Annotated in this window: 19 protein-coding genes and 1 pseudogene; 10 read left to right on the plus strand and 10 right to left on the minus strand. The window is 71.2% G+C overall.

Translation table 11 applies throughout. The annotated features are described in order from the left end of the window. Positions 1-9: 9 nt before the first annotated feature. Positions 10-765: an SIS domain-containing protein gene (locus tag ACFZDL_RS18230; RefSeq protein ID WP_353588516.1), complete on the minus strand. Its 756-nt coding sequence runs from the start codon at positions 763-765 to the stop codon at positions 10-12. Positions 766-989: 224 nt separating this feature from the next. Here ACFZDL_RS18230 and ACFZDL_RS18235 point away from each other — a divergent pair, with 224 nt between their 5' ends. From ACFZDL_RS18235 to ACFZDL_RS18245, 3 genes and pseudogenes are all read left to right on the plus strand, one after another. Then, the gene (locus ACFZDL_RS18235; protein ID WP_353588515.1) at positions 990-1,682 is read left to right on the plus strand and encodes a metal-dependent transcriptional regulator; all 693 of its coding nucleotides are present in this window, start codon (positions 990-992) and stop codon (positions 1,680-1,682) included. A 668-nt stretch (positions 1,683-2,350) separates the two neighbouring features. Further along, on the plus strand, positions 2,351-3,220 hold the full coding sequence (locus tag ACFZDL_RS18240; RefSeq protein ID WP_353588950.1) for an alpha/beta hydrolase: 870 nt from the start codon (positions 2,351-2,353) through the stop codon (positions 3,218-3,220). Between the two features lie 222 nt (positions 3,221-3,442). Further along, a pseudogene (locus tag ACFZDL_RS18245) lies at positions 3,443-3,792 on the plus strand (TetR-like C-terminal domain-containing protein); the annotation flags it as partial. Positions 3,793-3,795: 3 nt separating this feature from the next. On the opposite strand, the gene ACFZDL_RS18250 reads toward ACFZDL_RS18245, so the two are convergent. Both ACFZDL_RS18250 and ACFZDL_RS18255 read right to left on the minus strand, forming a co-directional pair. After that, the gene (locus ACFZDL_RS18250; RefSeq protein WP_353588513.1) at positions 3,796-4,092 is read right to left on the minus strand and encodes a hypothetical protein; all 297 of its coding nucleotides are present in this window, start codon (positions 4,090-4,092) and stop codon (positions 3,796-3,798) included. Positions 4,093-4,167: 75 nt separating this feature from the next. Continuing rightward, positions 4,168-4,587 carry a hypothetical protein gene (locus ACFZDL_RS18255; RefSeq protein WP_353588511.1) on the minus strand — a complete coding sequence of 140 codons (420 nt, stop codon included), beginning with the start codon at positions 4,585-4,587 and terminating at the stop codon, positions 4,168-4,170. A 236-nt stretch (positions 4,588-4,823) separates the two neighbouring features. On the opposite strand from ACFZDL_RS18255, the gene ACFZDL_RS18260 reads away from it, so the two are divergent. The 3 genes from ACFZDL_RS18260 (at position 4,824) to ACFZDL_RS18270 (ending at position 7,283) form a co-directional block, all read left to right on the plus strand. Continuing rightward, positions 4,824-6,074, plus strand: a complete 1,251-nt coding sequence (locus tag ACFZDL_RS18260) for a sensor histidine kinase (RefSeq protein ID WP_353588948.1) — start codon at positions 4,824-4,826, stop codon at positions 6,072-6,074. After that, positions 6,059-6,706, plus strand: coding sequence for a response regulator transcription factor (locus ACFZDL_RS18265; RefSeq protein ID WP_353588509.1), 648 nt, complete (start codon positions 6,059-6,061; stop codon positions 6,704-6,706). Before ACFZDL_RS18260 ends, ACFZDL_RS18265 begins: the two co-directional genes overlap by 16 nt. An 85-nt stretch (positions 6,707-6,791) precedes the next feature. Continuing rightward, positions 6,792-7,283: a GNAT family N-acetyltransferase gene (locus ACFZDL_RS18270; protein ID WP_353588507.1), complete on the plus strand. Its 492-nt coding sequence runs from the start codon at positions 6,792-6,794 to the stop codon at positions 7,281-7,283. A 129-nt stretch (positions 7,284-7,412) separates the two neighbouring features. Here ACFZDL_RS18270 and ACFZDL_RS18275 read toward each other — a convergent pair whose 3' ends face one another. Next, positions 7,413-8,057: a hypothetical protein gene (locus ACFZDL_RS18275; RefSeq protein WP_353588505.1), complete on the minus strand. Its 645-nt coding sequence runs from the start codon at positions 8,055-8,057 to the stop codon at positions 7,413-7,415. 554 nt (positions 8,058-8,611) lie between these two features. Between ACFZDL_RS18275 and ACFZDL_RS18280 the strand changes: the two genes are divergently transcribed. Further along, complete coding sequence (locus ACFZDL_RS18280; protein ID WP_391191631.1) at positions 8,612-8,902, plus strand: SH3 domain-containing protein; 291 nt, start codon at positions 8,612-8,614, stop codon at positions 8,900-8,902. Positions 8,903-8,909: 7 nt separating this feature from the next. On the opposite strand, the gene ACFZDL_RS18285 is transcribed toward ACFZDL_RS18280, so the two are convergent. Genes ACFZDL_RS18285 through ACFZDL_RS18295 form a run of 3 tightly spaced genes read right to left on the minus strand, consistent with a single transcriptional unit; the run spans position 8,910 to position 10,195 of the window. After that, entirely contained in the window at positions 8,910-9,107 is a 198-nt protein-coding gene (locus ACFZDL_RS18285; RefSeq protein ID WP_353588501.1) for a DUF397 domain-containing protein, read from the minus strand. Between the two features lie 24 nt (positions 9,108-9,131). After that, entirely contained in the window at positions 9,132-9,329 is a 198-nt protein-coding gene (locus ACFZDL_RS18290; RefSeq protein WP_353588499.1) for a DUF397 domain-containing protein, read from the minus strand. 11 nt (positions 9,330-9,340) lie between these two features. Next, positions 9,341-10,195, minus strand: a complete 855-nt coding sequence (locus tag ACFZDL_RS18295) for a helix-turn-helix transcriptional regulator (protein WP_353588498.1) — start codon at positions 10,193-10,195, stop codon at positions 9,341-9,343. 157 nt (positions 10,196-10,352) lie between these two features. Between ACFZDL_RS18295 and ACFZDL_RS18300 the strand changes: the two genes are divergently transcribed. Then, positions 10,353-10,781, plus strand: coding sequence for an ATP-binding protein (locus ACFZDL_RS18300; RefSeq protein WP_353588496.1), 429 nt, complete (start codon positions 10,353-10,355; stop codon positions 10,779-10,781). Between the two features lie 11 nt (positions 10,782-10,792). Here the strand turns inward: ACFZDL_RS18300 and ACFZDL_RS18305 are convergent, their stop codons facing one another. The 3 genes from ACFZDL_RS18305 to ACFZDL_RS18315 all read right to left on the minus strand — a co-directional run bounded on the left by ACFZDL_RS18305 (position 10,793) and on the right by ACFZDL_RS18315 (position 14,008). Then, positions 10,793-12,397: a transporter gene (locus ACFZDL_RS18305; protein WP_353588494.1), complete on the minus strand. Its 1,605-nt coding sequence runs from the start codon at positions 12,395-12,397 to the stop codon at positions 10,793-10,795. After that, entirely contained in the window at positions 12,394-13,191 is a 798-nt protein-coding gene (locus tag ACFZDL_RS18310) for an ABC transporter ATP-binding protein (RefSeq protein WP_353588492.1), read from the minus strand. Before ACFZDL_RS18310 ends, ACFZDL_RS18305 begins: the two co-directional genes overlap by 4 nt. Before the next feature lie 136 nt (positions 13,192-13,327). Continuing rightward, positions 13,328-14,008, minus strand: coding sequence for a bifunctional DNA primase/polymerase (locus tag ACFZDL_RS18315; protein ID WP_353588490.1), 681 nt, complete (start codon positions 14,006-14,008; stop codon positions 13,328-13,330). Positions 14,009-14,396: 388 nt separating this feature from the next. On the opposite strand from ACFZDL_RS18315, the gene ACFZDL_RS18320 reads away from it, so the two are divergent. Together ACFZDL_RS18320 and ACFZDL_RS18325 are read left to right on the plus strand one after the other, a co-directional pair. Continuing rightward, a complete protein-coding gene (locus tag ACFZDL_RS18320; protein ID WP_353588488.1) occupies positions 14,397-15,788 on the plus strand; it encodes a transcriptional regulator in 1,392 nt (463 codons plus the stop codon). A gap of 109 nt (positions 15,789-15,897) precedes the next feature. Further along, positions 15,898-17,784: a hypothetical protein gene (locus tag ACFZDL_RS18325; protein WP_353588486.1), complete on the plus strand. Its 1,887-nt coding sequence runs from the start codon at positions 15,898-15,900 to the stop codon at positions 17,782-17,784. Positions 17,785-17,826: the final 42 nt, after the last annotated feature.

A 17,826-nucleotide genomic window follows, 5' to 3' on the forward strand; every position in this document is an offset into this window, starting at 1 on the left:
GGCGGTGTCTCAGCGCTGGTAGAAGATCCGGTCGCTGTACGCGGCCATGACCCGCGTGTTCCAGTCGTGGCCCCCGTCCACATTGCCCGAGCGCAGCATCGGCGGGTCGATGCCGCGCGCGGCCAGCTCGCCCGCCGCCGTGGCGATCACGGCCTGCATCAGGGCCGAGGTGACGACCGTGGAGGCGGGGGCGAAGGGCGCCCCGACGCCGTCGGCGGTCAGCTCGGCGTCGCCGACCGCGATCTTGCTGTCGAGGACCAGATCGCAGTGGTCCTTCAGGAAGTCCCCGGAGTGGTGGCGCGAGGCGGTGCCGGTGGCGTACGCGACGGAGGTCACGCCGATCACCTTGAGGCCGAGCGACCGCGCGTGCACGGCCATCTCCACGGGCAGCGGGTTGCGCCCGGACAGCGAGATGATGAACAGCAGGTCGCCCGCGCGCGCCGGGCTGTTGTCCAGGACGACGCCGGCCAGCCCCTCGACGCGCTCCAGGGCGCTGCCGAGCGTGGCCGGCATCACGTCCACGCCGACCATCCCGGGCACCGGGAGCAGGTTCATCAGGGCCAGGCCGCCCGCGCGGTAGACGACGTCCTGGGCGGGCAGCGAGGAGTGGCCGGCGCCGAAGGCGAAGAGGCGGCCGCCCGCCGTGGCGGTCTCGGCGACCAGGGCGCCCGCCGCGTCGATGGCCTCGGCTTCCTCGTCGCGTACTCGCCGCAGCAGGCCGATGGCGGCGTCGAAGTACTGCCCGGCCAGCTTGCTCTCGCTCATCCCCGAGTGGCCCTTCCCGTTGGTGTGGGTCGTGGTGTGATCCGGTGCCGCGGTCGGTGCCGCGTGGCGCGGATCACGTTGGGCCGTCGGTCAGGGCGCTGTCAATACTGGGCCGGTTCCGAACCGCTCCCATGGGCACGGTGACGCCGGACTCGGCTCCGTTGTCGGCGGGATGCGTCAGAATTGGGGTCAGGGCCACCGCACGACACATTCGAGGGGCACGCATGTCCGGACTCATCGACACTACGGAGATGTATCTCCGCACCATCCTCGAGCTGGAGGAGGAGGGTGTCGTCCCGATGCGCGCCCGTATCGCGGAGCGGCTCGACCAGAGCGGCCCGACGGTCAGCCAGACCGTGGCGCGCATGGAGCGGGACGGGCTGGTGAGGGTCGCCGGCGACCGTCACCTGGAGCTCACGGAGGAGGGCCGCCGCCTGGCGACCCGCGTGATGCGCAAGCACCGGCTCGCGGAGTGTCTGCTGGTCGACGTGATCGGGCTGGAGTGGGAGCAGGTGCACGCCGAGGCCTGCCGCTGGGAGCATGTGATGAGCGAGGCGGTGGAGCGCCGGGTGCTGGAGCTGCTGCGCCACCCCACCGAGTCGCCGTACGGGAACCCGATCCCGGGCCTGGAGGAGCTGGGCGAGAAGGCGGAGGTCGACCCGTTCCTGGACGACAGCATGGTGAGCCTGCGCGAGCTGGAGCCGGGGAGTGAGGGCAAGACGGTGGTCGTGCGCCGGATCGGCGAGCCGATCCAGATGGACGCCCAGCTGATGTACACGCTGCGCCGCGCCGGTGTGCAGCCGGGCTCGGTGGTGAGCGTGACGGAGTCGCCCGGCGGGGTGCTGGTCGGCAGCAGCGGCGAGGCCGCCGAGCTGGACGCGGACATCGCCTCACACGTCTTCGTCGCCAAGCGCTGAGTCCCGCGCCTGTACCACCGCTTCCGCCCTCCGGTGCCCCCGTACCCCCGCGACACGCTGGCCAAATCGGCCGGTTCGGCCGATTCGACTGTCGTGACCTGCGGCGCCTGCTTTTCCTGACGTTTTCCGGATACCGGAGTTCGTGGAATCCGAGCGGTCGCGCCCGCCGCGTGCGACTCTGTCGCTGAGGCATATATGCACGAGCGCGCTCGTGCGCCGAGGTGTGCAGGGGATCTGGGGCTGGGGCGTACGAGGTCTGCTCGTCTGTCTCCCCCGGGTCGGGGGAGGGGGGCCTTCATGGGCCTGACGGGCAGTGCTGCCCAGCGGGCGGTCGACAGCGAGAAGAGCGAGGGCCCCGGCGCCTTGAGCCGCCGGGGCCCTGCCTCCCCATGTCCCCCCTCTGGGCCTTTGGCCCCACGGTCCGCTGTGACGCGGCCCGTAGGGCCAAAGGCCCTGGCGACCCGGAGCCCCGAGCTCTCAGGGTCGGCCCCCGCGGACTTCCTTCCCCGAGCAGTCCGCCTCCCGCTAGCTGTCTCCCCTCGGTGTGGACGATCAACCCCTTGGCGCGGTCACTCGAACGAGGGGTGTTGTCCGGTCGTAACGGCGTGTTCGAATAAGGGTTCGATATCCTGGGGTTGGTCGAGGAGGGAATGGAGGTGCCAGAACACATGGTGCGGCGCATCGACGTGACGGGAGCCGGCGGTGTGCGGCTCGCCGCCTGGGAGTTCGCCGATCCGCCCAAGACGGGCGGGGGCGCGCGGGCCTCGCGCGGGCCGGGTGTTCTTCTGCTCCATGGCCTGATGGGCCGGGGGTCCCACTGGGCGCGGACCGCGCGCTGGCTGGCCGCCCGCCATCGGGCCGTCGCCCTCGACCAGCGGGGCCACGGCCGCAGCGAGAAGCCCGCCGACGGCCCGTTCGACCGCTCCACCCATGTGGCCGACGCCGCGGCGGCGGTCGAGCAGTTGGGCCTGGCCCCCGTCACCCTCATCGGCCACTCCATGGGCGCGCTGACCGCCTGGCAGCTCGCCGCCCGCCGCCCCGACCTGGTCCGGGCCCTGGTGATCTGCGATATGCGGGCCTCCGCGCTGGGCGCCGCCTCGCAGGCGGAGTGGGCCCAGTGGTTCGCGTCCTGGCCCCTGCCGTTCGCGACCCTGGCCGATGTGCGCAAGTGGTTCGGCGAGGACGACCCGAGGCTGGAGCGGCCCAATCCGGCGCGGGGTGACTTCTTCGCCGAGGTCATGGCCGAGCGCTCGGACGGCTGGCGCCCGGTCTTCTCCCGCCGCCAGATGCTCAAGGCCCGCGCGGCCTGGATCCATGACGCCCATTGGGAAGAGCTGGCGCTCGTGGAGTGCCCCACCCTCGTGGTGCGCGGCCTGGACGGCGAGTTGGGCCGGGCGGAGGCGCAGGAGATGGTCCGCGTTCTGCCGCGCGGCCAGTACGCGGAGGTGGCGGACGCGGGCCACCTCGTCCACTACGACCAGCCGGACGGCTGGCGCCGGGCCGTGGAGCCCTTCCTGGCCTCGGTGCTGCCCGCCTAGCCGTTCCGCGCGTGAGCGCGGGATTCGGCGGTGGTCTTCAGGTCGTGCAGCCAGGCTTCGAGGCCCGCGCCGAGGGCCGCGGTCGCGGTGGGCACATCGGAGCACGTCAGACCCCGCACGCCGGGGCAGCGCTCGTCGAAGCAGGAACCCACCCGAAGCCCCGCCGCTGCACGTGGCGGGGCAGGCGGGAATCACCCACGCTCATGCGGGTGAGGACGTCAACACGCGCCCGACGACATCACCACCATCGCGTCGAGAGCATGGCCACCTTGCTCGACGCCTGGACCACGCTGACCCCGACCGGCCCTGCGACCCCATTCGCCGCACACCTCGAAGACCACCGCCAGTGGGCGGACGGCCACCCCGCCCCGCCGGCGGCCCTCCACCAGGCGCTGGTCTTCTGGACCCGGCTGCACGGCGTCCTGTCCCTGGAACTCGCCGGCCACTTCACCGGGATGGGATTCGAGCCCGACCTGCTCTTCACGGCCGAACTGGACGCCCTGCTCACGCGTGGTGGGCTGCCTGCCGCTGATCGTCAGGGCCCGCCGAAGGGCGAGGGCCCGGCACGGTGACCGCTACGGCCGCCACGATTCGAGGTAATCCGGATCGTCGGCGAAGCGCAGTGCCAGGGCCCGGACGTGCGGGCACGGCCATGGCTCGACGAGGCTTTCGTCGTGGCCAAGGGTTCCGTCGGCGTGACGGACGGGATCGCGCGTGCATGCTCGGCAGCCCCTGACGAATGCGTAGGGAGCCCCGTTGGGTGGGTGAGAGAAGAGCTCGACGGCCAAGTCGAGAGGTTCGTGGCCGTCGAGCTCTTCCATGCCTGTCGAATCCAGACGCTCCAGCAGGAAGTCGATCAGCTCGTCATCCATGACACGTCTGGTGAGGTGTGACCACACCGGAAAACCGTAACCCCGCAAGGCGAACCGGGCGAGGCCGCTGAAGCGTCAGCGCGCCTTCGGGAAGGCGGCGCGCAGCTCGGCCCGGTTGACGAGGAACGCGGTGGGGGCGAGGGCGAGGGCGCCCGCGATCTGCAGCCCGACGAACCACAGCGGGAGCGCGCCGGGGATGGAGTCGATGGCGATGATCGCGACCGGCACGACGACGGCGATGATGCGCACGCGTATATAGGCCCAGCGCGCGCCCCGTGAGGCGACGACGGTCAGCCAGTACGTCACGACGGCGCTCGCGAACATCCCGCCGGTGCGGCCCCACATGAACGACGTCACCTCGCGGCCCATGACCGAGAGGACGACGACCACGGCGAGGACCGCGACGCTGAACGCGCCGTAGACCGCGACGAGTTTCTTCACCGTGGCGAAGGTTCGCCGGGTGTTCGGGCGGTTGACGTGCCCGGGTGCTGCCATGTTTCTTCCTTCGATGTGTTGGGTGGGATGTCAAAGCGCGCGGCCTACGCCGGGAAGCCGGCGGACCGGGCCGGCGAGCAGGAAGCTGTGGATTCGAAGCTAGAGAGCGCACGACGGGGGCGGTATGGGCCTGGACGCACAGTGGGGTGGGCCTGGACCCACTTCAGCGCCGACCTGGCCGGAATCGCACTTCCCGGGGCGCACAGTGGACTCACTGGGCCATGGGAAGGGGAATGATGAAACCGCTGGTGTCGTGGGTGACGAGCGCCTGCGTGGGGTTTGCGCGCGCGTGCGTCGTGGTGGCCGTCGCCATGCTGGTCCCGGCCGTATGGGCGGCTGCCGTGGGGCTGTGGATCTGGTGGGGCGGAAACCCGTGGTCGTGGATAGGCCCGTTCGTATGGGCGGGGATCGGCACGGTCGCCCTGTCCCGGCCGGTCTGCCGGATGGTCCGCTCCCTCGTCGCGAAGTGGACGGGCACCGTCATCCCCGCCGGGTACCGGCAGGCCACCCCGGTGACACAGATGTCGACCGGGTACTGGTGGAACGGTTTCTCCTACTCGCGTACCAGCAACGACGCCCGCCAAGAGCAGCGGTTGCGGCTCTGGTGGAGCGATCCCGCCACCTGGCGAGATCTGCGGTTCACGGCGATCGTGCCGATCACCGTCGGTGTGACCGCGGCCATCCCGCCGGCCGGAGCCGTGGCGGCGGTCCTCGGCTTCAGCCAACCGGAGTCCGCTCAGGTCGGGGTGGTCGGCGCGGTCGTGGCCCTCGCGGGCGCCCCCTACGCCTGGCGGTCCGTCGAGCCGGTGGCCGTACGGTTTCTGCGCCCGTCGTCGGCGATGGCGCTGGCCGACCGGGTGGACGAGCTGACGGCCCAGCGGGCCGACACCACGATCGCGCAGGCCGCCGAGATCCGCCGGATCGAACGGGACCTGCACGACGGGGCGCAGGCACGCCTGGTCATGCTCGGGCTGTCTCTCGCGACCGCCGAGAAACTGATGGAAACCGACCCCGACCAGGCCAAGGCGCTGATGCGAGAGGCGCGGGTCGGCGCCGCCACCTCCCTGACCGAGCTCCGCGAACTGGTCCACGGCATCAACCCGCCGGTACTGAACGACCGGGGCCTTGTCGACGCCGTGCGCACTCTGGCCATGGACAGCCCGCTGGAGACCAGCGTCAGCGCCGACGTTCAGCCGCGCCTGGAACCGCCGATCGAGTCCGCCCTGTACTTCGGAATAGCCGAACTGCTGACCAACGCGGTCAAGCACGCCCATGCGACCCGGGGCCGGATCTCCATCGCCCAGGACGAGGGCGGCATCGTCGTCGAAGTCGAGGACAACGGCCGGGGCGGCGCCGATGAGCATGCCGGCGGAGGACTCGCGGGGCTGCGCCGCCGGATCGCGGTCTTCGACGGCACGTGTGAGATCACCAGCCCGGTGGGCGGCCCGACCCGTGTGAGGATGATGGTGCCGTGCGCATCGTTGTAGCCGAAGACCTCTATCTCCTGCGTGACGGCATGGTCCGCCTCATCGAGGCATGCGGCCACCAGGTGGTGGCGACGGCGGCCACCGGGCCCGAAACGCTCGCCGCGCTGGTGACCTGGCGTCCGGACGTCGCCGTCGTCGACGTCCGCATGCCGCCGACCCAGTCGGACGAGGGCCTGCGGGCGGCGCTCGCCGCCCGCCGCGAGATACCCGGGCTGCCCGTCCTGATCCTCTCTCAGTACGTGGAGCAGCTGTACGCCCGTGAACTCCTGGCCGACGGCGCCGGCGGCATCGGCTATTTCCTCAAGGAGAGCGTGTTCGACGCCGATCAGTTCATCGACGCCCTGGAGCGCGTCGCCGCCGGCGGTACGGCCATGGACCCGGCCGTCATCACCAAGCTGCTCTCCAGCGGCTCCTCGAACCGACGGCTGGAACGGCTCACGGAACGCGAACACTCCGTGCTCGCCCTCATGGCCGAGGGGCTGTCCAACCAGGCCATCGCTCAACGGCTCTTCCTCAGCGAAAGCGCCATCAGCAAATACACCACCTCGATATTCGGCAAACTCGGTATCACCGACGACGACAACAACAATCGCCGCGTCCGGGCCGTCCTCACCTACCTCAACAAGCCCTGACCCGCCTCCCGAAGCGGGTCCACGCTGCTGGAAAGGCACGGAATCGGATGGACGCGGCTCGCTACGGTGACCGATGATTTCCGGCATGATCCGCGCTGCCACTGTGAACGACGTCCCGGAGATCCGCGCGATGATCCGCGAACTCGCCGAGTACGAACGCGCTGCTGAGCAGGCTCGAGCGACCGAGGAGCAGCTCTCCGAGGCGCTGTTCGGCGAGCATCCCGCTGCCTTCGCGCTGATCGCCGAGGACGACGAGACGGGCGAGACCGTGGGCTACGCCCTGTGGTTCCCGCGCTTTTCGACCTGGACCGGCACGCGCGGCATGCACCTGGAAGACCTCTACGTACGACCGCCCGCCCGAGGCGGGGGCCACGGCAAGGCCCTGCTCGCCTCCCTCGCCGCGATCTGCGAGCGCGACGGCTACGAGCGCTTCGAGTGGTGGGTCCTGGACTGGAACGAGCCGACGATCGGCTTCTACAAGTCGCTCGGAGTGGAACTGCTGGAGGAGTGGACGGTGTGCCGGCTGAGCGGCGACCCCCTCATCGAACTCGCCGCACAGGCCCCGGCCGGCACCTGACCCTCCGCCTGTTCCGCCGCATCCACAGCGACCTCCACGCTTCGACTTGGCTTGACGCGTCGGCGCACCAGCGGTGATCGGGCCAAGGAGGCCATGAGTCGGTTGCGGCAGGCCGGCGAACAACAACCTCTAGATCAGGAAGACGCCAGGGCAGACCTCGGTGTGGGATCGGGCGCGTACCTGCTCCGCTACGGCAGGTGGCCAGATCGTGCCGGACGCCCAGATGACGTTGTGGAGTCGGAGCACGTCGTGGGGCTCCAACCCGGACAGATCGGCGGCGGACAAGTCGAGGACGACCGTGGAGAGGGCGATCTGCAGCGACTGGCCGACCTCACGCATCCTGGATGAGGTGTTCGACATGCTCCTATCACGCACAAGAACAGCGAAAGGCTCGGGATTGCTCAGCTTTGAAATGGTGCGGGCGATGCGGGTGACAGTTCTGCCGGCGATGGCGAGACCGCCGTCGCCGAGAGTGTCCCGATCGTGGGCGCTGACGAACCTGCCGAGCCGGTCATCCGCTCGGATTCGCGTACACGGTCCTGTGTAGAGGCCATGGCTGATGCGGCGCAGCCGACGAGCGAGTCTCTTCGCCTGTCGGCGGGCATCGGCGTTCCTCTTGTCGTTTTTGTAGGTCCGGGAGTCCCCGATAGCGTCAACGAGTTCGCACAGGTCCGAATGAGCTGACGCCAGGTCAAGGGCGAGTGTGGCGGGGGCGCGACGCGCCAGGACGCAGTTGATCGACGCTGGCAGTGAGAGAGACTCCGGAGCGGTCACGCGCGTACTCCTGGGGTGTTCGCAGCGCTGGATGAGTTGATCGCGGCAGTTGGTGTCCGCCCAGCATGCGTTCACTGTCTCGGGACCGGTCCCCCGCGAGCCATATCCACTGACGCCACGGCCTTGCCGGCCCCCAGCGCGAGGGGCCCTCACTGGCTGTCGGGCGGCGGAACGGCGGATGGTCGCTCCGGAGCGGAGGACGCTGGTCCGGTCAGGGGCCTCCCCTCCTTCTGTCGGCGCTTTGGACCCGGAGGGTCCGAGACGAAAGCCGCACCCGCCTGAGCCGAATGCCGCGAGACGGCGCGTAGGCACAGCCAAGAGGGTAATGACGCGCCCACTTGCCGGATTGGTTCCATCCGATTCGCCAACGCGACTCACAACTAGGGGAGTTGCTGTGACGCGTTCCCGGGATCGTCACATCACGAATGCCCGGTGCTATTCTCTTCTGCGCGATGACAAAAGCGTTTCTGATCAGCGGGGGGTGTGCTGGCGTGCAGGCCAAGTGCAGAGCTTCAGCCATCGTGTTGACGGCATCCTTGCTGCTGGGAGGCTCGATGGCCCTCGCGCCGACGGCCTCCGCGGTGGGGTCGTCGGCGTGCCGGTTCAATTCACCTGACGTGAATTTCAAGGTGCGCACCAACGGCGCAACATACCGGACAGGGCCCGGAAAGCGTTATCGGGTGATCGGGACGCTTTACCGGGGGGATTCATTCCGCTACTTCTGCCGGACGGGCGGCCTCCAGGACTTCGAGAAGAGCTGGTCGTACGGAAAGATCACCAAGCGGACGAGGTCGGGAATTCCGGCCGGTACGAGGGGCTGGGTCTCCAGCAAGTACCTCGACTGACGTCCGGTTACGCGCCGAGGTGGTCGAACTCGCCGGCCTTGATCCCGCGTATGAGGGTGCCGAGAGGCTGGGGGGCTGTTGTTATGACGACGTGGGGGTCGTCACTCTCCCGGAGTCGTATCGCCCCCTCGACGACGGCCAGCTCCACGCAGGCGCCATGTGTCTCGGAGAAGGATGACTTCTGCCAGGTGATGGGTGTGGTCACGGATCCGCCCTTCTTAGGTGTCGGCTACGCGCTGAAGTGGTCGAACTCGCCTGCCTTGATGCCTCGTATGAGGATGCCGAGGGGGCGGGGGGTTGTGGTGATGACGGCGTGGGGGTCGTCGCTCTCCCGGAGTCGTACCGCGCCGTCGCTGGCGGCCAGCTCCACGCATTCGCCCTCCTCGTGTGAGAAGGACGATTTTTGCCACGTGAGTGGAGCGGTCATCGATGTGCCTTTCATAGGTCTCGGATGATGGAGGCGAGCAGTTCCCGCGATTCCCCGTAGTCGAGGGTCGCTTCCTTCACTGCCTCGAACAGTGTGCGGTATTTCTTGAGGTGGGGTTCTGCGTGCAGGAGGCTCACGCCCGGTGCGGTGTCGATCTGCACAGTGTCCAGCTGTGGAACAGGGCCACCCGTGTAGTACATCGCGTGGCCGGATCCGATGGGCTCCTCCGCCTTGAAGGGGATCACACGCATGGTGACCTTCGGCCGCTCGCATAGTTCTTGAAGGCGTTCGAGCTGTGCGCGGGCCACCTTTCGGCCGCCGAAGCGCATCCGCAACGCGGCCTCGTGAACGATGGCTTCGAACGGCTGGAGTTCGTCGCGCAGCAGAATTCTCTGTCGCTCCATCCGGAATGCGAGCCGCGCTTCCATTTCTGTCTGGGGAAGGCGGGGGAATGTGAAGCTGAAGACCGTACGGGCATAGTCCTCGGTCTGGAAGAGGCCTGGTGCGTGCGTGATCTGGATGGTGCGCAGGTAGGTGGCGTGATGCTCCATCTCGGCCAGGTCCAGCATCGGTGCGGGGAGTACGCCCCGGTATGTTTCCCACCAACCTTCGCCGCGCTGCTCATACGTCATCGCGGATAACGCGTCGACAAGCGCGGTGTCGCCGCACGAGTAGAACGCCGCGAGGCGGCGCACGCGCTCCTCGCTCACGCCAACGCGACCACACTCGATGTGGCTGACCTTCGCCGGATCGACCCCGAGCAGCCGCGCGGCATCACGGGCCGTCATGGCCGCAGCCTCGCGCATCTTGCGCAACTCGATACCAAGGCGCTCCTGGCGAGCAGTTGGGGTGCTCCTCGGTGGCATGGCTTCCTTCCTGGCTCCTGACGAGTGTTGCGCCCCCGCGTATCACGGTCTACCTCGATCGGGGGCAGATTCGACTTCAAGGTTGCCCCGGAGTCATCTTGAACCCTACCGTCTGTGGTGTACCTCTCACGCACCGTTCACGAGAGAAGGCCACCCCATGGGCAATCCCAGGCCAAACCACCGCCCCCACTCGTACACGCTCTACTGCCCACCCCTCGAAACATCCCCCCGCATCGCCCGCGACTTCGTCACGTCCGTCCTCCGCCGCTTACAGCTCAACGACGCAGTCGACACCGCGGCACTGTGCACCGCCGAACTCGCCGCCAACGCCTTCGCCCACGCCGCGGGCAACGGTTCCGTCCTCTGGCTCGCCGTTGAACCGGCCGAGGTCTGCGTCACCGTCTACGACGGCAACCTCACCGAACCCCTCCTCCGCCCGCCCAGCCTCGACGCCGAGGGCGGCCGCGGTCTGCGGATCGTCGACGCCCTCGCGGACAAGTGGGGCACAACGCCAGGCGCACCGCTGGGGATCGGCGGGGCGCAGGGGAAAGGCGTGTGGTTCTCCCTCGCGACGGAAGGCGCATAGGGGGCGCGGGCTCAGCCCTTCGTGACCGCCGCCAGGATTTCCGGCAGCCGCGCCACCGTCCGTGGCGCGGCGAGCCTCAGGCCGCCCAGGGCGACCCCGGCGCCGTACACCGCGCCCAGTGGAAGCAGCAGCCACAACCAGTCGTCCGCCCCGGAGGTGTGCATCCAGATCGTCGCCGCCAGCACGGGGGCGCACAGCAGCGCGCCGGTGACCATCCCGCCGAGGATGCCGATCCACGCCAGGCCCGCCTGCCCCGGCGCCACGTTCTTGTAGCCGCTGTCCTGCGGAATGGAGTACGGGTACAGGGCCGAGGTCATGGCGCCGGTCGCCACCAGCGCGCCGAACAGCGCCAGGGCGATGCCGAGCGCATCAAAAACCGCCGCCCACTCGTCGAGGAGCGCGGCCGAGCCCAGCACCGCCAGCGTGACGTAGGGCACGCCGACCAGGGTGAGGGCCAGCGCGCGTCCGCGCAGCTCCAGATAGGCGTCGCGCGGGGAGGAGATCGTCTGCGCGACCATCCAGAAGGCCGAGGAGTCCTGGCCGAACTGGTTGTACATCTGCATGCCGAGCAGCCCCGCGGCCCAGCAGGAGGCGTACACGCTGCCGGTGCCCTGGACGGTGGTGACGACCGGCACCAGCAGGCCGACGGCCAGTGAGGTCACCCACGCGGACTTGGTCTTCGGGTCCCGCCACGCGTAGCGCAGCGTGCGCACCACGACCGTGCCGGTCCGGTCGTCGGGCAGCAGCCGGTGCAGCGCGGGCCGGGCGTCCACAGCACGCTTCCGTCCCGGCCCGGCGGCCTGGATGGTCGAGGAGTCCGGCGAGGTCATCAGGTGGGTCAGACCGCGCTGCCACCACCACAGCAGCAGCGCCAACGCGCCCGCCGACAGGGCGAACTGGGCGGCCGCGGTCCCGTACGCGCCGTCGCCGACGCCCTGGACCGCGTCGATGGCCGCGGCGGGCGGCACCCAGCGCAGCACATCCGCGACCGGTTCCAGGGAGGACAGCCCGTTCTCGCCGGACAGCTGCCCCACCCCCACGTTGACCAGCTGTGCGCCGACCGCCACGAACAGGCCGCTGAGGAGCGCCAGATCGCGGCCACGGCGGCTGGTCAGCAGCCGCGTGTTGGCGGTGGCGACGGCCCGCGAGAGCGCGACGCACAGCAGCATCGCCAGCACCACGGCCACCACGCCCGCCGCCGTGGCCGCCGCGCCGTGCGCCACGGCGATCACCGAGCCGGTGATGAGGGTGAGGGTGAACAGCGGGCCGATGCCGATCAGCGAGGACACCAGCAGGGCGACGACCAGCGGCCGGGGCCGCAGCGGCAGCATCACCAGCCGCGTGGGGTCGAGGGTTTCGTCGCCGCCGGGGAAGAACAGCGGCATCACGGCCCAGCCGAGGGCGAAGATCGCGGCGAGGAGGGTGACCAGCGCGGCGGCGTGGTCGTTGCCGCGCAGCGCGATCAGGCCCAGCAGCTGGAGTGCCGCGATGAGGAGCGTGACCACGACGGAGGTCACGTACGCGGCGCGGCGGCCCGCCGACTGCCGCAGCCCGTTGCGCAGCAGGGACAGCTTGAGCCGGACGAACAGCGCGGTGAGCGGGCCGGTGGCGGTCATCGGGCGCCGCCGCCCAGCCAGTCGAGGTCATGGCCGGCCGCCCGGTCGCTCGCGCCGACCAGCTCCAGGAAGGCGTCCTGCAGCGACGGCGCCGCGCCCCGTACCTCGGCCAGCGGCCCGTGGGCCCGGATCCGCCCGGCGGCCAGCACCGCGACCCAGTCGCACAGCGACTCCACCAGCTCCATGACATGGCTGGAGAAGACGACGGTGGCGCCGGAGCGGGTGTAGCGCTCCAGCACCCCGCGGATGGTCTGCGCGGAGACCGGGTCCACCCCTTCGAAGGGCTCGTCCAGGAAGAGGACTTCCGGGTTGTGGAGGAGCGCGGCGGCCAGGCCGATCTTCTTCCGCATGCCGGTCGAGTAGTCGACGACCAGTTTGTGCTGGGCCCCCGCGAGGTCGAGGACGTCCAGCAGCTGGGTGGTGCGCTTGTGGACCTCGTCGGCGGACAGTCCGCGCAGCCGCCCGGTGTAGTCGAGGAGTTCGCGGCCCGACAGCCGCTCGAACAGCCGCAGCCCCTCGGGCAGCACCCCGATCCGCGCCTTCACCGCGGCCGGGTCCCGCCATACGTCGTGCCCGCCGACCTCGACCGTGCCGCGGTCGGGTCGCAGCAGCCCGGTCACCATCGACAAGGTGGTCGTCTTGCCCGCGCCGTTGGGCCCGACCAGTCCGATGAACCGCCCGGCGGGCAGCTCCAGATCGATCCCGGCGACGGCGACCTGCTCCCCGTAGCGCTTCCACAGCCCCCGTACGAGCACCGCCGGTATGGCCGACGTACCGCTCTCCTCCGGCTCCATCGCAGCCCGGTCCCCTTCCGAACACGCGGAGGCCCGGTCAACGCCCCCGTCCACCCCCCCACGATAGAGGGATGCCCCGCACAGACCGCCGGTACAGGGCGCGCCTCGGCGTGCCTCAGTGCCCCGCCGGCGCGCCTCAGCGCCCTTCGCGGCCGCAGGCGTAGGCGAGGGCGCTGACCAACTCCTCGGCGTCGGGGAGCCAGCGGTTGGCGGCGGTCGGCCGGCGCGCCCACTGGACCGAGCCGTGCCGGCCCACGCGCGTGGGCGGCGCGACCACGTAGTCGCCCTCGCCGCGCGCCACGAGGTCGATCGACGAGGGCGGCCAGCCCTGGTTCCGCACCAGGTCCGGGATCTTGGCGGCGGCGCCCGGCAGGACGAAGAAGAGCATCCTGCGGCCCGGGGTGCAGGTGACCGGGCCGAGTTCGACGTCCCTGCGCTCCATGCGCGCCAGCGCCAGACAGCCCGCCGTCTCCGGTACGTCGAGCGCGTCGAAGGTGCGCCCGGTCGGCAGCAGGATGGAGGCGCGGGGCGTCCTGGCCCACATGCGGCGCGCCACGACGGCGCTGCCGGTCGCCTGGTCCGTCCAGTCGGCGCGGGTCGGATGGGCGCCGGGGGAGGGGCAGTCGGCCGCGCCGCAGCAGCATTGGTCCCACCACTGTCCCGGGCCGGCCACGGGCTCCAGCCAGGCGCCGGGGAGCACGTCCCAGTGCCGTTCCTCCGCATAGCGCACCGCGGCGTCCCGCAGCCGCTCCCCGCGCTGCTGGGGGATCTGTGGTGCTCCTGTCACGTCGTCCGTCACGTCGTTTGTCACGTCCATGGTCTCGTCCACGATCAGCACAACTTCCGGGGTCTGCGGGGGTTACGCCCGGGGTGGTGCGGCCCGCCCGTTCTGCCGCGAGTGAGCCGAGCCGCGGAGAACGGGCATGCGGGGCGCATGGGTGCACGGTTGGGGGCGCGCACGGGGACTCGGCTGTGTGAGCGGGTAGCCACCATGCGTGACGGGCGTACGAGTGTCCGGTAGGCCGTGCCGTGGTCCAGGGGTGCGGTCCCGGACTCCTGTCGGCGCCGTACGCGTACGATCGCGGTCAATTCGGGCAAGTCCTGCATTCTCCGCACATGCCTGGCGTATCCGCGATATCTGCGGGGCACTGATCAACAGGGACGGCATCCGCCGTAAACGCACAGCAGTCACTGGGGGTAAAGCCATGGCCGCTAGGCCGCTTGTGGCGCGGCAGCCGAACGAGAGGCTGCAGGCGCTCATCCAGGAAGCCGCGTGTTCCAACGCCGGCTTGGCGCGCAGGGTCAACATGTGCGGCGCCGAGCACGGTCTCGATCTGCGCTACGACAAGACCTCGGTCGCCCGCTGGCTGCGCGGCCAGCAGCCGAGGGGCAGGGCGCCGGGCATCATCGCCGAGGCGCTCGGCCGCAAGCTCGGCCGTACGGTCACGATCGACGAGATCGGCATGGCCAACGGCAAGAACCTCGCCTCGGGCGTGGGGCTGCAGTTCTCGCCCACCGTCCTCGGCGCGATAGAGCAGGTCTGCGAGTTGTGGCGGAGCGACGTCGGGCGCCGTGACTTCCTGAGCGGTTCGACGGTCGCCGCCTCGGCGCTGGTGGAGCCCAGCCGCGACTGGCTGATCACCGGCGCGGACTCCCAGGTCGCGCGGACGGCCGGGGCGAAGGTCGGCAGGTCCGACGTGGCGGCGGTGCGGGCGACCACCGACGCGCTCATCGAGCTCGACCACCGCTACGGGAGCGGCCATGTGCGCCCCGTCGTCGTCCACTACCTCAACAGCGTGGTCTCCGGGCTGCTGGCCGGCTCCTACCGCGAATCGGTCGGGCGCGAACTGTTCGCCGCCGTCTCCAGGCTGACCGAGCTGGCCGGCTATATGGCGGTCGACACCGGCCAGTCCGGGCTCGCCCAGCGCTACTACATCCAGGCGCTGCGGCTGGCCCAGGCCGCCGGGGACCGGGGATACGGCGGGTATGTGCTCGCCGCGAGCATGAGCCACCTCGCGGCCCAGCTCGGGAACCCGCGGGAGATCGCCCAGTTGGCGAAGGCCGCTCAGGAAGGCGCGCGCGGACAGGTCCCGCCGCGCGCCGAATCGCTGTTCCTGGCCGCCGAGGCCCGCGGCCACGCCCTGCTCGGCGACGGGCGAGCCTGCCAGGCCGCGGCGGGCCGCGCGCTCGACGCCATGGAGCGGGCGGCGGGCAGCGGGGGCGAGACCGGCGACGACCCCGCCTGGATCCGCCACTTCGACCACGCTTACCTGGCCGACGAACTGGCCCACTGCCATCGCGACCTCGGCCAGGCCGAGCCGGCCAGGCGCCGCGCGGAGGAGGCCCTGGAGGGCCATCCGGAGGGCCGGGTGCGGCGGCGGGCGATCGGGCTGTTGCTGCTGGCCACGGCGCATGTGCAGCAGCGCGATGTGGAACAGGCCTGCCACACCGGGACCCAGGCGGTCGAGCTGCTCGGATCGCTGCGCTCCAACCGGGGGATGGAGTATCTGGACGACTTCCAGCAGCGGCTCGAGCCGTATCGGGACGAGCCGGTGGTGCGGGAATTCGGGGCGCGGCTGGAGGTGCAGGCGGCCTGAGACGGTGACCAGTGTCTCGTTCTCCCACGAGTCCGCCGGGCGCCGCACCGTCCGGTGACCCGGTAGCGTGAGCCGTCGATTCCGTACGTCGCATAGCCAAGGAGTCCCGGTGACGCAGAGCGGACAGGGGAACGAGCCGCAGCTGCCTGCGGTCCCGCCCGCGCAGCCCGTGCGCGAGGGTGTCGTGCTGCCCGCTCAGGGCGATCAGCGGGCCCACGACCAGCACCAGGCGGCCCCGGCCGGCGGCCAGGCCTGGGGACAGCCATGGGGTCCGCAGGGCGCACCCCAGGCCGCTCCGCAGGCCCCCGGGCAGCCCGGCGCGCCGGTACCGCCCGAGCCGCTGCCGCAGCCTCAGGGGGGCGCCGCGGCGCAGGCCCAGCCGGGCTGGCCGCAGAACGGCGCGCAGAACCTTCCGCACAACGCCCCGCACAACGCCCCGCAGAACGGCTTCCAGGGCGGCGCCCCGCAGGGCCCGCCCCCGGGCGCCCCGCACAGCGCGCCGCCCGGCGCCCCGTACGGCGGCCCGCAGGGTGCGCCGCTGCCCGCCCAGGGGCAGCCGTACGCCCAGCAGGGCTGGCCCGCACAAGGCCAGCAAGGCCAGCAGGGGCAGCCGCCGCGGCCCCAGGGGCAGCCGCCGATGCCGCCTCAGCCGCAAGGGGGCCCACCGGCGCCGGACAGACAGGCGCAGCCCTTCGCCCAAGACGCCGCCGAGACCCAGATGCTGCCGCCGCAGCCCGGTTTCCCCGGGCCGCCCGCGGCCGACTCCGAGGCGACGCAGTACATACCCCCCGTGTCCGGTCAGGCGCCCGGCGCGATGCCGCTGCCGCCCGAGGGCCCGGCCCCCGCGGCTCCCCCCGCCCAGGCCGCTCCCGGTCCGGCCCCCGCGCAGCCCGCCCCCGCGAGCACGCCGCTGCCGCCGGAGAACCGGTCCGGCCCGCCCGAGTCGGACAAGGAGTCCACCACGGTTCTGCGGGCGGTCCGCCCCGGACGCGCCCGCCACGGCGCCCCGCAGGCCGCCCCCCAGCCCGCCCCAGGGCAGCCGGCCCCCGGCGCCGCGGATCAGACGCAGGTCCTGCCAGGGCCGATCCCGGCGGCCGGACAGCCGCCCCAGCAGCAGGGCCACCACGCCGCCCAGGCGGGCGGCCCGCAGCGGCCCGGCTCCGCGCCGTACGCGATCCGTCCCGGAATGCCGGGGGACCGGCCGCCGCCGTCGGAGTTCGACGGCCTGTTCCGCGCCGACGGCGGGCCCGCCGAGGGCGCGGACTCGACCCAGCAGCTTCCCCAGTTCGGCGACCAGGGCCCGTTGCCCGGCCCGCCCGTCGCCCCCGACGACGGTGGGTCCGGCAGGCGCGGAGGCGGCCGCCGCCGTATGACACCCGCCGCCCTCATCGGCATCGTCGTCGGGGTCTGCGCCATCGCCGGCCTCGCCGCCGGGGCGGCGCTCAGCGCCGGCGGCGACGACGACAAGAAGGACACCAAGGCCGAGGAGAGCCAGTCGCCGGAGCCCAAGGGCGACGACAAGACCAAGGCGGCGGTCGACCCCGCCGAGGCACAGGCCAAGGCGCTCGACGCGCTGCTCGCGGACAGCAACAACAGCCGCGCGGCGGTGATCAAGGCGGTGGAGGACATCAAGTCCTGCAAGAACCTGTCCACCGCGGCCACGAACCTGCGCACCGCCGCCGGGCAGCGCACCGACCTGGTGACCCGGCTCGGCAAGATCTCCGTCGACAAGCTGCCCAACCACGCCCAGCTGACCTCGTCGCTGACCAAGGCCTGGCGGTCCTCCGCCACCGCGGACAACCAGTACGCGGCCTGGGCCGACCAGGTCGGCGGCAAGAAGGGCTGCCACAAGGGCAAGGCCCGCAGGACGCCGCGGGTGGGCGCGGCCGAGCGGGCGAGCGGCGAGGCGACCACGGCGAAGAAGAAGGCGTCCGAGCTGTGGAACCCGATCGCCACGAAGTACGGGCTGACGTCGCACCAGCAGACGGAGCTGTAGCCGGCACGGAGCCCTGGCGGCCAGTGGCTTTGTAGTGAGTAT

Source organism: Streptomyces sp. NPDC007917, assembly GCF_042959105.1.
Taxonomy (GTDB): Bacteria; Actinomycetota; Actinomycetes; order Streptomycetales; family Streptomycetaceae; genus Streptomyces.

What these genes read in the sequence shown, in the direction of transcription:
- ACFZDL_RS18230 (WP_353588516.1), bottom strand. Translation starts at nt 765, where the DNA reads ATGAGCGAGAGCAAGCTGGCCGGGCAGTACTTCGACGCCGCCATCGGC.
- ACFZDL_RS18235 (WP_353588515.1), top strand. Translation starts at nt 990, where the DNA reads ATGTCCGGACTCATCGACACTACGGAGATGTATCTCCGCACCATCCTC.
- ACFZDL_RS18240 (WP_353588950.1), top strand. Translation starts at nt 2,351, where the DNA reads ATGGTGCGGCGCATCGACGTGACGGGAGCCGGCGGTGTGCGGCTCGCC.
- ACFZDL_RS18250 (WP_353588513.1), bottom strand. Translation starts at nt 4,092, where the DNA reads ATGGATGACGAGCTGATCGACTTCCTGCTGGAGCGTCTGGATTCGACA.
- ACFZDL_RS18255 (WP_353588511.1), bottom strand. Translation starts at nt 4,587, where the DNA reads ATGGCAGCACCCGGGCACGTCAACCGCCCGAACACCCGGCGAACCTTC.
- ACFZDL_RS18260 (WP_353588948.1), top strand. Translation starts at nt 4,824, where the DNA reads ATGAAACCGCTGGTGTCGTGGGTGACGAGCGCCTGCGTGGGGTTTGCG.
- ACFZDL_RS18270 (WP_353588507.1), top strand. Translation starts at nt 6,792, where the DNA reads ATGATCCGCGCTGCCACTGTGAACGACGTCCCGGAGATCCGCGCGATG.
- ACFZDL_RS18280 (WP_391191631.1), top strand. Translation starts at nt 8,612, where the DNA reads ATGGCCCTCGCGCCGACGGCCTCCGCGGTGGGGTCGTCGGCGTGCCGG.
- ACFZDL_RS18290 (WP_353588499.1), bottom strand. Translation starts at nt 9,329, where the DNA reads ATGACCGCTCCACTCACGTGGCAAAAATCGTCCTTCTCACACGAGGAG.
- ACFZDL_RS18295 (WP_353588498.1), bottom strand. Translation starts at nt 10,195, where the DNA reads ATGCCACCGAGGAGCACCCCAACTGCTCGCCAGGAGCGCCTTGGTATC.
- ACFZDL_RS18300 (WP_353588496.1), top strand. Translation starts at nt 10,353, where the DNA reads ATGGGCAATCCCAGGCCAAACCACCGCCCCCACTCGTACACGCTCTAC.
- ACFZDL_RS18305 (WP_353588494.1), bottom strand. Translation starts at nt 12,397, where the DNA reads ATGACCGCCACCGGCCCGCTCACCGCGCTGTTCGTCCGGCTCAAGCTG.
- ACFZDL_RS18310 (WP_353588492.1), bottom strand. Translation starts at nt 13,191, where the DNA reads ATGGAGCCGGAGGAGAGCGGTACGTCGGCCATACCGGCGGTGCTCGTA.
- ACFZDL_RS18315 (WP_353588490.1), bottom strand. Translation starts at nt 14,008, where the DNA reads ATGGACGTGACAAACGACGTGACGGACGACGTGACAGGAGCACCACAG.
- ACFZDL_RS18320 (WP_353588488.1), top strand. Translation starts at nt 14,397, where the DNA reads ATGGCCGCTAGGCCGCTTGTGGCGCGGCAGCCGAACGAGAGGCTGCAG.